Raw genomic sequence first — 13,626 nt, forward strand, 5'->3', positions numbered from 1 at the left:
CATTAAAAATCGTACAACAGGATTTACAAGCAATGAACAAGCCAATCAAACAGTCAATACCTCTGCCCTATCTATTCATTGCAATGACCATGGCACCTATATTTTTCATAGCTTTTTTATTTCCTGCAAAGGCCACATCCGTGCCCTTTGCAAATATTGAAAGTTTCATAAACACTTACCTGCTCGGCACGGTAGGGTTTTGGTCGTCTAACTTTCCTTTCAGCTCCACAGTGATAACAAACTACATTGGCTTGCTCGGACCGATATTTGCGTTGATCTTTTTCTTGAAGGTCCGCAAGGGGATGATCATCGCTGCTGATCAATATGCAAATATGACCATCAGCAAGTATTTGTTCGGCTTGATAGTCTTATCGAGCTTTATCTACATGATCATATCCGTGACCTATGTTTATCCGCATGACCTGGCGGCTCACAACTTGAAATGGCGATTGTTTGGCACACACATATTTACCTATGCAATATTCTCTTCTGGCGTGCTATTTATTATTTATTTTATTACTTTAATTTTATATTTCTCTTTACTATACATACCGAGACTTTTAATAAACAAGAACAAACAGCGTTAGCTTCATGCCATATAGAAAAATTACGAACAAAAGGATATTTAGTCCCGGAACAGGTGCAAGCCTATTTCGGACTAGTGACCATATCCCCTTCTCCCAGATCTTTTGCCTCACCATCATCCCAGTACTGCTTACTTCCCCAAGGTGCACGAATCATGGAAAAACTCCATTTAACGCCGCCTTTTTACAGGCGGCGCCTTTATTTACAAGGCAAACCCGGACGGTGTCCGGTGATTACCTAAGGGCGATCAACTGCCCAACAGTCCACTGGTGTCCGCGTCGAAGCGCTTGCGGGCCTGATCAGCCGCCGGTTTGAGCAGCATGAGCAGTGCCGCCTCACTGTACAACTGAGTGACCGCCAGTTCCTTGGGGGTCGGCTCAATCGGGATCAGCACATCTTCGCTGTCGGCGTGCAGCCAGATTGCCACAACGTGCAATGCCGAGATGAACAGCACTCGCAGCTCAACGGTTTTACCTTGCAATTGCGCGGACTGTTCCGCCATTTTCAGCGCATCCACCGTCGCCGCGGCCAGGGGCCCGTGGTTGAGCGAGGCGAACTCGACATGTCCGCCTACGTCGGCCAGTTGCGCATCCGCAATCGTCACGCCATCGGCAAACACCAAGTAATGCCAATCGCCGACCTCAGCGTCTTTCAGGCCTATACCGTGAGTCAAATCCTCGAGGGTGAGCGAGTAGCCACGATAGGCTTCGCTCAGCCTGATGTTGCCCGGTGCGGCGGCTGCGAATGAATGATTGCCCCCCAGGCCCCGGGTTTGCAGCGCGGCTTGCAACGCCGGGCGCAGTGTCTGTACGCCGTTTGAGGGCGCCTTTGGATAAATCAGTTGCATGATGCTGCCCTCCTCAGTTTTTTACGGTGAAGTAAGTGTTGGTCCAATTGCCGCCGCCGTTGTACGAACCGGGGAACGCGTTCAACGCACGGGTCGAGTAGCCGTAGATCGAATCTGCGATCAACAGGTAGTTGCCGTTGGTCCCATAGATCACCAAAAAGTGCGCACCGCCACCGTACCAGGCACAACGCAAACCGATGGGGCGGCCCCTGTTAATCTGGTTCTGGATGGCCGACATCTGCAACGAGCCTTGATTCATGCCGTTATAGCTGCGCGTGGTTCGTAAGGCGGAATCCAGATAGCCGTAGACGTTGCACGGTCCAGGTTGGTTGCAGCAGTTGCGGTCAAGCTCGCTGCTGGCTACACCGCACTGGGTCCAGGATCCGGTGCCGTAGTAGTTGCCGACCGAGGCAGAAACAGCCGCCCAGCACCAATTGCTCTGGGTTTGTCTCTGCATGCTGAAATTGAGACTGGCAACAGCCATTGCTTGGGGCTGAGCAACCGATTTGACTTCGACCAGTTGCGGATCGAGCAGATGGCCGACCAGGCAGTCAGGCGGTGTGTCGCCGGTGAATTGGGGTGTTTCAGTGGATAACATTTTTCAATCCTCCATGAATGAAAACCAGCGTCCTGCTGGTAAACGTGTAGCGGGTGCTGCCGAGCTATCGACGTTCAAGGTGGCCCATATTTGATGGGTGCGTTGCGATCTGGCTCGAGGTAACCCTAGACAGGAATATGCATATACGCAAATATATAAATGCATTGGTGCAATTTTTTGATCAATGCGTGTGGTTTGTCAGGCGGGATGAACCTCAAAAATGTGGATGACTGATCCAGAAATAAATCCGTTCCCTTTTTTAGTGCCTGCCAGGCTAATAAATCCCCTCATCGTGATCAGCGCCAATGCGGCATGATAAAACCAATCAAGGTTTCGTCTGCGTAAATTGCTCGAAACCAAGCGTTCTCTGCTCTTTACCCCCCGTTACGCTGAGGGCCATAGGTGATTAACCGCAAGATTTTTTCTAAAGGGGCCTGGCCCGCGTACTTAGCTATCAGACCAGTGAGGGTCATTGAGATGAGCGCTATGCCTACAGCAAGAGGTATCAACGCGAGGTTGCCAAGCTCACCGAAGAAGCCAAGCCCATACCCACCGAAAAACACGCCTGCAATGATCCCTTGAAGTACATAGGCAGTGAGAGAGTTTCGACCTGCTGCAACCAGAACATCTGGCAAGTTGGCCCATGTGCCGCATCGCAACAGCACGTTGATGTAGACAGCTGACATTAAAGGAGCGCCTATTGCGAAAGATAAAAGCCCCATTAGCTCTACAAGATCACCTTCTTTAGGCGCTAGCGCGAAAGCGAGATTTGTCAGGACTGCTAGTAACAGCAATAAAGGGGCAATACGCATGAGTTGTTTTTGCTCTCGATTCCCAGGCTCAAAGAAATCTGCTTTCGCAGCTGCCAGGCCCAAGAGGATTGCACCAAAGGCTAATGGCCCTTGAAATAGAATTAGAAAACCGAACGTTCCTGGCCATTCGAAAATTCTTGTGAGCGTGGCACCTACAAAGTCGTCATCCAACGCATGATTAACAGGTGTAGTCGGGTAGATCGAAAGAAGAACCGCCAGGACAACTAAGGTTACAAGCTCTAAACCGACCATGCTCATCGCCGTTTTTATAAGCGTGCGAGGTGCACAGTTCCGAAATGGCCAAAGTAAACATCCAAGAAAGGCATAGAGCAACAATATATCGCCGGGAAAAACCAGAGCCGCATGCAGGCAGCCAAAGATTGCTAAACCGATGAGCCTTCTGAAATAGCGCCCTTTGAATTGCACACCGGCCCTCGCCGCAGATTGGATTTGAATATGCACGCCCCATCCAAAAATGAATGAGAAAATCAGGAAAAACTTTCCTTGGAACAAGAACTCGATCAAGAACGCCGCGACGCGGTCACCGTGGGCATCGGGAATGCCGATTGCCTGCGCCGGCGGTAGCGCAAGAAACGGCAGGTTAACTACGCAGATACCGACTAAGGCGGCGGTACGGATCAGGTCAACTGACGTGTTCCTGGGTGGCTTGTTCATCGTCATCATCGTCTTGTGCATTTATTGAGCGACTGCTCAAAAACAATGATATTGAGCGGTCGCTCAATTCGTCAAGAGATTTAATGGCAGGATCAGAGAGAGGAGTAAGGGGCTACACGCGGCGACAGCTAGAATGGTCACCGAGCGCGCAGGAATGGAAACCGGTGGGCTTTAAAAAAATGATGTGAAGCGCTGACGGCTGCATATCAGACAGGTGGGGCGGTTTTTCTGCAAGCTTGCAGCTTCGCCCTCAATTCACAGGCAAAAAAAAACCCGGAAATCCTCACTTACGTGGGCCTTCCGGATTTTCTAAACCGCCAAAAATGGTGGGTCGTGTGGGATTCGAACCTACGACCAATTGGTTAAAAGCCAACTGCTCTACCAACTGAGCTAACGACCCGCTGTGTGGTGGCGCGTATAATACTGATTTCTAAGGATTATTCAACACCTTATTTGAAATAAATCAGAAAAAACGCATTTGAACGGTAATTCGGTCGGTAGAACGCCTCTCGCAGCAGCCGGATCAGCGCCCCGGCTCGTCGTTCCACAGGTACTTATGCAGCTGCAATTGCAGGCGCACCGGCAGGTTGTCTGCCACGACCCAGTCAGCCAGGTCGCGAGCGTTGAGGTCGTGGTGGCTTGGCGAGAACAGCACCTCGCCCGCACGACGATCCAGGCCGTACTGGATCAGCTTGGAGCTGGCCCAGTCGTAATCGTCACGGGAACAGATCACGAACTTGACTTGATCATTGGCCGTCAGCAGGTCCATGTTCGCGTACAGGTTGCGATGCGCTTCCTTGGAGCCTGGCGTCTTGAGGTCGACCACCCGGCTTACACGCGGATCTACAGCGGAAATGTCCAGGGCGCCACTGGTTTCCAGTGAGACCTCGTAACCGGCGTCACACAACTGCTTGAGCAAGGGAATGGCATTGGGTTGCGCCAGTGGCTCACCGCCCGTCACACAGACGTAGCGCGGCCGGTAGCTGGCAACCTGTTCCAGGATGTCGTCGAGGGTGCGCACGGTGCCGCCACTGAAGGCGTAGGCGCTGTCACAGTATTGGCAACGCAATGGGCAGCCGGTCAACCGTACAAATACGGTGGGCAGGCCAGCAGTGCGCGTTTCACCCTGCAACGAGTAAAAGACTTCGGTAATACGTAATGTGTCTTGCATAGTCGCCACGGGCGTAACAGCTAAACAGGCTGTCCGCCTCCGTCAGGCACTTCAAGGGATTGCGCCAACGCGTCAACCCCAGGAAGCGTATTTCATAAAAGGGCGTGGATTCTAACGAAAAAACCCGCGCCAGGCGCGGGTTTCTTCTCAACGGGAAAGATGCGCTTACAAGCGCTGCAGATCCCGCTGGGCCAACTGGGCGGCGGACGTCCCCGGATATTGGGCAACCACCTGTTGCAGAATGCCTTTGACCTTGTCGGTATGACCCAGGCGGCGTTCTACGTCAGCAAGCTTGTACAGCGAATCCGGCACCTTGGCGTGCTTGGGGTACAGTTGGCTGACCTTGGCGAAAGCCTGGCCTGCCCCCTGCAAATCACCCTTTGCCAGGTTGACCTCGCCCAACCAGTACTGGGCATTGCCCGCGTACTGGCTGTTGGGGTACTTGCGCAGGAATGCGGTAAAGGCCTGGCTGGCCTTATCGAAATCCTTGGCCTTGATCAGGTCGAAGGCTGCATCGTAATACAGTTTTTCCTTCGCCGGATCACCCGGTTCACTGCTGGCAGCAGGGGCGGCAGCTGCGGCCCCCGCTGCTGCGCCACCGGCAGCAGCGCTTGGCGCGCCACCGGCAGAAGAATTATCAGGAGTAGCGGCAGGTGCAACACCGGCTCCAATACGACGATCAAGATCCTGGTAACGCTCCAGGCCTTCTTGCTTCAGCTGGTTCACCTGGTTCTGCAGTACTTCAATGGCGCCTTGTTGCTGGGCCAATTGATCCTGCATGCGTTGCAGCTGGTTGAACAGTTCGCCCTGTGCCGAGGGAGCGGACGTAGCCGCTCCCCCCGCATAGGCGCCGTTCGTGCCATAACCCGCTGGCGGATAACTGCTCCCGCTATTGTTATAGCCTGAGTTGCTATCCGTTACAGGAACCGCAGCCCACACCGCAAGCGGTGCGAAGCTGAGAGCCAATACAGTCAGAGCACGACGGCACGTTCGCATGACGAATTACTTACGCAGTTCGACGCGACGGTTCTGAGCCCAGGACTGCTCGTCGTGGCCAGTAGCAACTGGACGCTCTTTACCGTAGGAAACCAGTTCCAGTTGGCCTGGAGCAACACCTTGCAGTACCAGGTAGCGCTGAACGGCTTTCGCACGACGCTCGCCCAGTGCCATGTTGTACTCGCGAGTACCACGTTCGTCGGTGTTACCTTCCAGAACAACGCGAGCGCCGTTAGCTTTCAGGTCCTTGGCGTGAACGTCCAGAGCGCGCATGGCTTCTGGTTTCAGGTCCGAACTGTCGTATTCGAAGTAGAAAGTGGTGATAGCGCGCAGAGCCGCTTCTTCGCTCAGGGAGCCGTCGACCGCACCAGTGTTGGCGCCGTAACCAGCGTTTGGATCAACAGCTGCGCCTTCACCGGCATTGTCGCCGCCTTTAGAGGAGCAACCAACGGCTACGGACAGAGCCAGAGCCAGAGCAGCAAACTTACCAAACTTCAGCATTTCCATCGTGAAACTCCTAATGAACCCCAGTGTGTTAAGTACTTCTTTTTGTAGCGCCGCGTCAGTTCAGGTAAGGGGACCAGGATGGTTCTCTGACTTCGCCTTGTGCGGTAGGAAGTGGGAGCCTTACGCGTCCATTAATGGACACGAGCATCAAGACTCCCCGGCCCTGCTGGCGGGTGGCGTAGATTACCATGGTGCCGTTGGGCGCAACAGTGGCTGACTCATCAAGGTTGGTATCTGTAAGGATTTTTACGGTTCCGCGCTGCAAATCCTGGGCCGCAACCCGGAAATTAGTGAAACCATCCTGACGGTGAATCATCACCAACGTCTTTTCATCGGCCGAAAGCTTGGGGTTGGCGTTGTAGTTACCAATAAAGGTCACACGTTCTGCGCCGCCACCGTTCACATTTGCCTTGTAGACCTGAGGCTTGCCGCCACGGTCGGAGGTGAAGTAGATGGTCGAACCATCCTTGCCCCAGAACGGTTCGGTGTTGATGCCCGGGCCGCTGGTCACACGCGAGAGCTGACGCGAGGCCATGTTCATCACGTAGATATCCGGGTTGCCGTCCTTGGACAGCACGAAAGCCAGGCGCGAGCCATCCGGCGACCAGGCTGGCGCACCGTTGAGGCCTTCGAAGTTGGTGATCTGCTCACGACGACCCGTATCAATGTGCTGCACGAAGATACGCGGGCGACGCTGTTCGAACGATACGTAGGCAATACGCTTGCCGTCCGGCGCGAAGCGCGGCGACAGGATGGGCTCACGGGACTGCAACAAGGTCACTGCACGTGCACCGTCGTAGTCCGAACGTTGCAAGGTGTAGCGGGTGTTGTCTACGGAGAAACGCTCAGCCGTCACATACAGCAGGCGCGTCGAAAACGCCCCTTTGATGCCGGTGAGCTTTTCAAACGACTGGTCCGAAATGTAGTGGGCCATGTCGCGCAGTTGTTCGGCAGTACCCGATACGCTGCCGGTCAAGACCTGCTGCTCGGTGGCCACGTTGAACAACGTGTACTGGATCTGCAGGCGACCGCCGGCCGGCGTGATGCTGCCGACCATCAGGTACTGGGCACCGACGGCCTTCCAGTCACGGAAGATGACTTCGCTGGCCTGGGTGGGCTGGCTGATCATGTTGCCTTTTGGAATCGGCGCGTAGTAACCGGAGTTACGCAGGTCGTCGCTGACAATCTGGGCCATGTCGTCCGGCAGCACGCTGCCGCCCTGCCAACCGAAAGGCACGACTGCAATCGGGGTGGCCCGATCACTGCCGCTGGTTACCAGGATGTTCTTTTCATCCGCCGCCGCTATCCCTGCCATACAGCAAATAACGACAAGCATTCCTCGAAGAAGGTTTCTCACAAGGCTAGATCCTCAGGTGTGAATGTCATCTTGAATGAACGATAGGGAGCGAAGTCACTTGGTTTCATTCCCTGCATCTCGGTCAACCGGCCAATATTCTTGACTGCGGCGACCGCCGAACTGTCGAACGAACCGTCACCACTGGACTTGGCCACGCTGACCGAAGTCACCGTACCGTCCGGCAACATGCCGATCTGCAGCACTACTGTCATGCCTTTGCGTGCCGAAGGTGGACGTGTCCAGCCTTCCGCTGCCCGCGCCCGAATCAGGTCGTCGAAACTGCCCGCGACTTCATCGCCACGCTCATCGGCCAAGGCTTGCTGACGCTGCGGCGTGTCGGAAAGCAAATCTGCCAGGGCCTGGGCCTTTTTCTCTTCGGCGGATTTGCGCGCTGCTTCCTGGGCCTTTTTCTTGGAGGCGTCGGCGGCAGCTTTCTTCTTCGCTTCGTCGGCGACTTTCTTCTTCGCCTCGTCTGCTTCAGCTTTTTTCTTGGCGTCTTCGGCGGCTTTCTTCTTCGCGTCTTCGACGATCTTTTTCTTGGCTTCTTCAGCGGCCTTTTTCTTGGCCTCTTCTTCGGCAGCCTTTTTGGCTTCTTCTTCCGACTTCTTCTTGGCTATATCAGCCAATTGTTTCTCTTCGGCCTTTTTGGCTTCGGCAGCTTTCTCGGCTTTCTTGGCTTCATCAGCCTTTTTCGCCTCGTCGGCCTTCTTCGCTTCGTCAGCCTTTTTCGATTCCTCGGCCTTTTGAGCCGCCTCTTCTTTCTTTTGTTCCGCAGCAGCCTTCACCGCTTCCTGCTCGACCTTCTTCTGTTCCATCTGCTCGACTTCAGTCTGGCGCGCGGCCGACTTCTGGGCCTCACCCGCAATCTTCTGATTGGTCTGGGTGGTGGCCTGGCTTTTCGATTTCAGCTGATACAGGGTCGCCTGCACGATCGGCTTGGCTGGCGGCAGGTCCGGGGTCATGGCAAAGCTGACAAACAGCATGCCGAACACCAGCACGTGCAGGGCAATTGCCCACACGCCAGGCCAGAAGTAGCTTTCCGAGGCGGACGGCTCTCGCTGTTGCTGCATCAGGGCGCCTCGGTAATCAAGCCAACGTTACCGACGCCGGCCTTCTGCAGCCCGCCCATGGCGCCCATGACGGAACCGTAGTCGACCGATTTGTCACCGCGGATGAACACCTGGGTGTGCTTGCCGCCTTCGTTGCCGGAGCGAATGATCTTGGTCACCGCATCGGTCATCGCCGGCAAGGTCAGGGCCTTGTCCTGCTGCTTCTGGGTGTCGACTTCGCTGCCAAGGTTCCAGTAGTAGGTCTTGTCAGCCTTGATCGAAATGGTCAGGACCTGAGTGTTGTTGTCCTGCGGCAAGGCTTCACTGGAAACCTTGGGCAGATCAACCTTCACACCCTGGTTGAGCATCGGCGCGGTCACCATGAAGATCACCAGCAGCACCAGCATCACGTCGATGTAGGGCACTACGTTCATCTCGGCGACCGGCTTGCGCTTTTTGCGAGCTCGAGCGATTAAAGCCATTGGGAATTACCTGCTTATTCTTCGCTGGTGTGCACTTTACGGTGCAGGATCGCCTGGAACTCATCGGCGAAGGTGTAGTAACGGCCGATCAAGGTTTCGCTGGTTGCAGCAAAACGGTTGTAGGCGATTACTGCGGGGATCGCGGCGAACAGGCCGATCGCGGTGGCGATCAGGGCTTCGGCAATACCCGGGGCCACGGTGGCCAGTGTGGCTTGCTGGGCCTGGGCCAGGCCGCGGAAGGAGTTCATGATCCCCCACACGGTACCGAACAGGCCGATGTACGGGCTGACGGAACCTACGGTGGCGAGGTACGGCAGGCCTTGCTCGAGCTTTTCTTCCTCACGGGAGATGGCCACGCGCATGGCACGGGCCACACCTTCCATCACGGCTTCCGGGTCAACCCCAGGCTGCTGGCGCAGACGCGAGAATTCCTTGAAGCCGGCGCGGAAGATCTGCTCGACGCCTGAATCCGGGTCCGGGTTGCTGCCGGCCTGGCGATACAGCTTGGACAGGTCGATACCCGACCAGAAGCGCTCTTCAAAGCTCTCCAGGGCACGTCGACCGGCGCGCAGCATGTTGCTGCGCTGAAAAATCATGACCCAAGAGGTAACCGATGCGGCTACCAGGGTCAGCATGACCAGTTGAACCACGACACTGGCATTGCTGACCAGGCTCCACATGGAGGAATGGTCGACGACGGTAGGTTCCACGCTAAATCTCCTGCTTTGATTGTTGACCCGCGCCGCTCACGGCAGCAAAGGCCGCACGTAGAGTTTCGGGAATGGCCCGAGGTTTCAAGCTGTTGGTGCGCACACACGCCACCAGGAACTGCCCCTCGCAGAGCAGCGTTGCATCCGTGGCCCGCCTGACCTGCTGCTTGAAGCGCAGGCTGGCACGGTTCAATTCGATGACTTCAGCGCTGACCAGCAACTCGTCGTCCAGTCGCGCCGGTGCGTGGTAACGCGCCTCGCTGGAATGCACGACGAATAACAGGTCCTCCCCGGCAAGCTGGGATTGGGCAAAGCCCAGCTCCCGTAGCCGCTCGGTGCGAGCCCGTTCCATGAACTTGAGGTAGTTGACGTAATAAACGATGCCGCCGGCATCGGTGTCCTCGTAATAAACGCGACAGCGATGTGCGAACGACTGATCCCCGTTTTGCGCGCGCATACTCTAGTGCTTACTCCTCAGGTTGCCAATTGGCTGGGCAACTGTTTTTTCAATACCTGAAAACATTTCCACTGCCTGAATGACGACACCAGACACTGGGACAGCACAAACTTCAGATAAATCGTCTGGCCTGACCTTTTTAATCGTCCCCTGCATCGAGGAATTCGTCTACCACGGGCATCTCCCCCAATCGTGACGGAATATTTAACCCGAAGTGCAGGTAAGCGTGGCGCGTGACCACCCTGCCCCGCGGTGTACGCATGATGTAGCCCTGCTGGATCAGGTATGGCTCGAGCACATCCTCGATAGTATGGCGCTCTTCACTGATGGCCGCGGCCAGGCTGTCCACGCCGACCGGGCCACCGTCGAACTTCTCGATCATGGTCAAGAGCAGGCGCCGGTCCTGGTGATCGAAGCCATGTTCGTCCACGTCCAGCAGATTCAATGCCAGGTCCGCCACCGCCTTGGTGATATGACCCTTGGCACGCACCTCGGCAAAGTCGCGCACCCGACGCAGCAAGCGGTTGGCAATCCGTGGCGTACCGCGGGCGCGTCGGGCGATTTCAAAGGCGCCTTCCGGGTCCAGGGGCAAGCCCAGGATGCTCGCCGAACGGCTGACGATGGTTGCAAGGTCGGCAGTGCTATAAAACTCTAGACGTTGAACAATGCCGAAACGGTCTCGCAGCGGGTTGGTCAGCATGCCCGCGCGGGTGGTCGCCCCGACCAGGGTGAACGGTGGCAGGTCGAGCTTGATCGAACGGGCCGCCGGGCCTTCGCCGATCATGATGTCGAGCTGGAAGTCCTCCATCGCGGGGTACAGCACTTCCTCGACAATCGGCGACAACCGATGGATCTCGTCGATGAACAGCACGTCGTGGGGTTCAAGATTGGTCAGCAGCGCCGCCAGGTCGCCAGGACGCTCCAGCACCGGGCCGGAGGTGGACTTGATCGACACGCCCATTTCCTGGGCGATGATATTGGCCAGGGTGGTCTTGCCCAACCCCGGCGGACCGAAGATCAGGGTGTGGTCCAGGGACTCACTGCGCCCGCGCGCGGCCTGGATAAACAGCTCCATCTGCTCGCGCACGGTAGGCTGGCCGATGTACTCGGCCAGGCTCAGGGGACGGATGGCCCGGTCCTGGACTTCTTCACGGTCACGCGGGCCGGTGGCCGCGATCAGACGATCAGCTTCAATCACTTAAATCATTCCCTTCAGGGCTCGGCGGATCATGTCTTCGCTGCTCAGGTTCTTGTCCTTGATGGCCGATACCGCCTTGCTCGCCTCCTGGGGCTTGTAGCCCAGGGAGATCAGCGCACTGACCGCATCGCTTTCGGCGCTGGCGACCTGGCCTGCCGGCATATCCGGCTGGTTCGGTACCAGGGCGAACATGCTCGGCACCACCTCCCAGGCCTTGAAGCGATCCTTGAGCTCCACCAACAGGCGCTCGGCGGTTTTCTTGCCCACGCCCGGCACCTTGGTCAGGGCCGAAGTGTCCTGGGCGGAAACGGCACGTACCAGCTCGTCCACTTCCAGGCTCGACATCAATGCCAGGGCCAGTTTTGGCCCCACGCCATTGAGGCGAATCAGCTCGCGGAAGAAATCGCGGTCACGCTTGCCGATGAAACCATAGAGCAGTTGCGCGTCTTCGCGCACCACTAAATGCGTGTGCAGGGTTATCGGCTCGCCGACCGACGGCAGGCGATACAAGGTGGTCATGGGCACTTCCAGCTCATAACCCAATCCATTCACATCCAGAATCAGGTGCGGCGGCTGTTTCTCAGCCAGGGTGCCGCGCAAGCGTCCAATCACGGTTCAGATCCTTAAGGCTTGAGGGTCAGGTCAGGGCCTGACCGCAAATAACGAATGCGCTGATGCTATCAGAGACGTAGCCGCCCGCCACGACTACGTGCGGTGCCCAAGCCGTGAGGCAACAGGCTGGAGCGGGTGTGCGCATGGCAAATGGCGATGGCCAGGGCATCGGAGGCGTCGATCTGCGGCTTTGAAGTGAGCTTGAGCATGTGCATGACCATCATTTGCACCTGCTCCTTGTTCGCTGCACCAGTGCCAACGACGGCCTGCTTGACCTGGGTCGCGGTGTATTCGGCGATCTCCATGCTCTCCTCGGCACCCGCCACGATGGCGGCGCCACGGGCCTGGCCGAGCTTCAACGCTGAGTCGGCATTCTTGGCCATGAACACTTTTTCGATGCCCATGGTGACCGGGCCGTAGGTCTGGATAACTTCACGCACGCCGCGATAAACGATCTGCAGCCGCTCGGCCAATTCGCCGGCACCGGTGCGGATGCAACCCGAGGCCACATAGATACAGCCGCGCGGGGTGTGCTGCACCACGCCAAAACCGGTGATGCGCGAACCGGGGTCGATACCTAGGATTAAAGTCATAACGCCTGCGGGTTGGATTTACAACGGTATGTGCCAGGCACACATCTGTGTAACAGCATAGAACCCCTGTGGGAGCTGGCTTGCCTGCGATGCGGGCACCTCGGTGTTTCTGTCAAATCGAGGTGATGCTATCGCAGGCAAGCCAGCTCCCACAGTGGATATTCATCGTTCTTAAGTGAGCTGTTCGGCCACAGACTCAGGGATGTCGGCATTCGAATACACATTCTGCACATCATCCAGGTCTTCAAGCATATCCAGCATCTTCAACACCTTCTGCGCTCCCTCCAGGTCCAGTTCGGCACTGGTGGTCGGCAGCATCACGATTTCCGCGTCGGTGCCGTTGAAACCAGCGGCTTCCAGGGCATTACGCACGGCGTAGAAACTGGCGAACGAGGTAAACACGTCGATAGAGCCGTCTTCGTTGGTGACCACGTCGTCGGCGTCCGCTTCCATTGCGGCTTCCATCAGTGCGTCTTCATCGGTGCCAGGGGCGAAGGTGATCTGCCCTTTGCGTTCGAACAGGTACGCGACCGAACCATCCGTGCCAAGGTTACCACCGCACTTGCTGAACGCATGGCGTACGGCTGCGGCGGTCCGGTTGCGGTTGTCGGTCATGCACTCGACCATCACCGCCACGCCGCCCGGGCCGTAGCCTTCGTAGGTCAACTCGACCATGTCGTCGGTATCGGCCGCACCGGCACCACGGGCCACGGCGCGGTCAATGATGTCGCGGCTCATGTTGGCGCCCAGCGCCTTGTCCAGCGCCAGGCGCAGGCGCGGGTTGGAGCCCGGGTCACCGCCACCCTGGCGGGCAGCGACGGTCAGTTCGCGAATCCACTTGGTGAAGATCTTGCCCTTCTTGGCATCCTGACGCTCTTTGCGGTGCTTGATGTTCGCCCACTTGGAATGGCCAGCCATAACACAACTCCGAATTCTCTAGAAACCTTTCAATCCCGCCCCAGGCAGGATTTCCTCTT

The 13,626-nt window shown here is 56.7% G+C and carries 16 protein-coding genes and 1 tRNA gene; 1 reads left to right on the forward strand and 16 read right to left on the reverse strand.

Annotated elements, in window-relative coordinates:
- Positions 1 to 32: 32 nt before the first annotated feature.
- Positions 33 to 587, forward strand: coding sequence for a hypothetical protein (locus TU73_RS20250; protein ID WP_057013716.1), 555 nt, complete (start codon positions 33 to 35; stop codon positions 585 to 587).
- Positions 588 to 832: 245 nt separating this feature from the next.
- Here TU73_RS20250 and TU73_RS20255 read toward each other — a convergent pair whose 3' ends face one another.
- The 16 genes from TU73_RS20255 to TU73_RS20330 form a co-directional block, all read right to left on the reverse strand.
- Positions 833 to 1,432 (reverse strand): hypothetical protein, encoded by a 600-nt coding sequence (locus TU73_RS20255; RefSeq protein WP_057013717.1) that lies wholly within the window; start codon positions 1,430 to 1,432, stop codon positions 833 to 835.
- A gap of 13 nt (positions 1,433 to 1,445) precedes the next feature.
- Positions 1,446 to 2,030: a papain-like cysteine protease family protein gene (locus tag TU73_RS20260; RefSeq protein WP_057013718.1), complete on the reverse strand. Its 585-nt coding sequence runs from the start codon at positions 2,028 to 2,030 to the stop codon at positions 1,446 to 1,448.
- Positions 2,031 to 2,404: 374 nt separating this feature from the next.
- Positions 2,405 to 3,517, reverse strand: a complete 1,113-nt coding sequence (locus TU73_RS20265) for a DUF418 domain-containing protein (protein WP_162276332.1) — start codon at positions 3,515 to 3,517, stop codon at positions 2,405 to 2,407.
- A 324-nt stretch (positions 3,518 to 3,841) separates the two neighbouring features.
- Positions 3,842 to 3,917 (reverse strand) — tRNA-Lys (locus TU73_RS20270).
- 123 nt (positions 3,918 to 4,040) lie between these two features.
- Positions 4,041 to 4,688, reverse strand: a complete 648-nt coding sequence (gene queE / locus TU73_RS20275) for a 7-carboxy-7-deazaguanine synthase QueE (RefSeq protein ID WP_046069313.1) — start codon at positions 4,686 to 4,688, stop codon at positions 4,041 to 4,043.
- Positions 4,689 to 4,853: 165 nt separating this feature from the next.
- A complete protein-coding gene (gene ybgF / locus TU73_RS20280; protein WP_057013720.1) occupies positions 4,854 to 5,684 on the reverse strand; it encodes a tol-pal system protein YbgF in 831 nt (276 codons plus the stop codon).
- 6 nt (positions 5,685 to 5,690) lie between these two features.
- Positions 5,691 to 6,191, reverse strand: coding sequence for a peptidoglycan-associated lipoprotein Pal (pal, locus tag TU73_RS20285; protein WP_003209827.1), 501 nt, complete (start codon positions 6,189 to 6,191; stop codon positions 5,691 to 5,693).
- Positions 6,192 to 6,246: 55 nt separating this feature from the next.
- The gene (gene tolB, locus TU73_RS20290) at positions 6,247 to 7,527 is read right to left on the reverse strand and encodes a Tol-Pal system beta propeller repeat protein TolB (RefSeq protein WP_032874245.1); all 1,281 of its coding nucleotides are present in this window, start codon (positions 7,525 to 7,527) and stop codon (positions 6,247 to 6,249) included.
- A gap of 17 nt (positions 7,528 to 7,544) precedes the next feature.
- Entirely contained in the window at positions 7,545 to 8,618 is a 1,074-nt protein-coding gene (gene tolA, locus TU73_RS20295) for a cell envelope integrity protein TolA (RefSeq protein WP_003193863.1), read from the reverse strand.
- Positions 8,618 to 9,070 carry a protein TolR gene (tolR, locus tag TU73_RS20300; RefSeq protein ID WP_161793227.1) on the reverse strand — a complete coding sequence of 151 codons (453 nt, stop codon included), beginning with the start codon at positions 9,068 to 9,070 and terminating at the stop codon, positions 8,618 to 8,620. The genes tolA and tolR overlap by 1 nt, the downstream gene beginning before the upstream one ends.
- Before the next feature lie 23 nt (positions 9,071 to 9,093).
- A complete protein-coding gene (gene tolQ, locus TU73_RS20305) occupies positions 9,094 to 9,789 on the reverse strand; it encodes a protein TolQ (RefSeq protein ID WP_043049112.1) in 696 nt (231 codons plus the stop codon).
- Between the two features lies 1 nt (position 9,790).
- The gene (gene ybgC / locus TU73_RS20310) at positions 9,791 to 10,246 is read right to left on the reverse strand and encodes a tol-pal system-associated acyl-CoA thioesterase (protein WP_043049114.1); all 456 of its coding nucleotides are present in this window, start codon (positions 10,244 to 10,246) and stop codon (positions 9,791 to 9,793) included.
- A 139-nt stretch (positions 10,247 to 10,385) separates the two neighbouring features.
- Positions 10,386 to 11,444, reverse strand: a complete 1,059-nt coding sequence (gene ruvB, locus TU73_RS20315) for a Holliday junction branch migration DNA helicase RuvB (RefSeq protein WP_057013721.1) — start codon at positions 11,442 to 11,444, stop codon at positions 10,386 to 10,388.
- The gene (ruvA, locus tag TU73_RS20320; protein WP_003175802.1) at positions 11,445 to 12,056 is read right to left on the reverse strand and encodes a Holliday junction branch migration protein RuvA; all 612 of its coding nucleotides are present in this window, start codon (positions 12,054 to 12,056) and stop codon (positions 11,445 to 11,447) included.
- 68 nt (positions 12,057 to 12,124) lie between these two features.
- Complete coding sequence (gene ruvC, locus TU73_RS20325; protein WP_057013722.1) at positions 12,125 to 12,649, reverse strand: crossover junction endodeoxyribonuclease RuvC; 525 nt, start codon at positions 12,647 to 12,649, stop codon at positions 12,125 to 12,127.
- A gap of 171 nt (positions 12,650 to 12,820) precedes the next feature.
- Positions 12,821 to 13,567, reverse strand: coding sequence for a YebC/PmpR family DNA-binding transcriptional regulator (locus TU73_RS20330; protein ID WP_057013723.1), 747 nt, complete (start codon positions 13,565 to 13,567; stop codon positions 12,821 to 12,823).
- Positions 13,568 to 13,626: the final 59 nt, after the last annotated feature.

The sequence above is a fragment of the Pseudomonas libanensis genome, assembly GCF_001439685.1.
Taxonomy (GTDB): Bacteria; Pseudomonadota; Gammaproteobacteria; order Pseudomonadales; family Pseudomonadaceae; genus Aquipseudomonas; species Aquipseudomonas libanensis.

Coding starts and splice junctions, on each gene's coding strand:
- TU73_RS20265 (WP_162276332.1), bottom strand. CDS start 3,517: ATGAACAAGCCACCCAGGAACACGTCAGTTGACCTGATCCGTACCGCC.
- TU73_RS20255 (WP_057013717.1), bottom strand. CDS start 1,432: ATGCAACTGATTTATCCAAAGGCGCCCTCAAACGGCGTACAGACACTG.
- tolA (WP_003193863.1), bottom strand. CDS start 8,618: ATGCAGCAACAGCGAGAGCCGTCCGCCTCGGAAAGCTACTTCTGGCCT.
- ruvC (WP_057013722.1), bottom strand. CDS start 12,649: ATGACTTTAATCCTAGGTATCGACCCCGGTTCGCGCATCACCGGTTTT.
- tolB (WP_032874245.1), bottom strand. CDS start 7,527: ATGCTTGTCGTTATTTGCTGTATGGCAGGGATAGCGGCGGCGGATGAA.
- ybgF (WP_057013720.1), bottom strand. CDS start 5,684: ATGCGAACGTGCCGTCGTGCTCTGACTGTATTGGCTCTCAGCTTCGCA.
- pal (WP_003209827.1), bottom strand. CDS start 6,191: ATGGAAATGCTGAAGTTTGGTAAGTTTGCTGCTCTGGCTCTGGCTCTG.
- TU73_RS20330 (WP_057013723.1), bottom strand. CDS start 13,567: ATGGCTGGCCATTCCAAGTGGGCGAACATCAAGCACCGCAAAGAGCGT.
- queE (WP_046069313.1), bottom strand. CDS start 4,688: ATGCAAGACACATTACGTATTACCGAAGTCTTTTACTCGTTGCAGGGT.
- TU73_RS20260 (WP_057013718.1), bottom strand. CDS start 2,030: ATGTTATCCACTGAAACACCCCAATTCACCGGCGACACACCGCCTGAC.
- ybgC (WP_043049114.1), bottom strand. CDS start 10,246: ATGCGCGCGCAAAACGGGGATCAGTCGTTCGCACATCGCTGTCGCGTT.
- TU73_RS20250 (WP_057013716.1), top strand. CDS start 33: ATGAACAAGCCAATCAAACAGTCAATACCTCTGCCCTATCTATTCATT.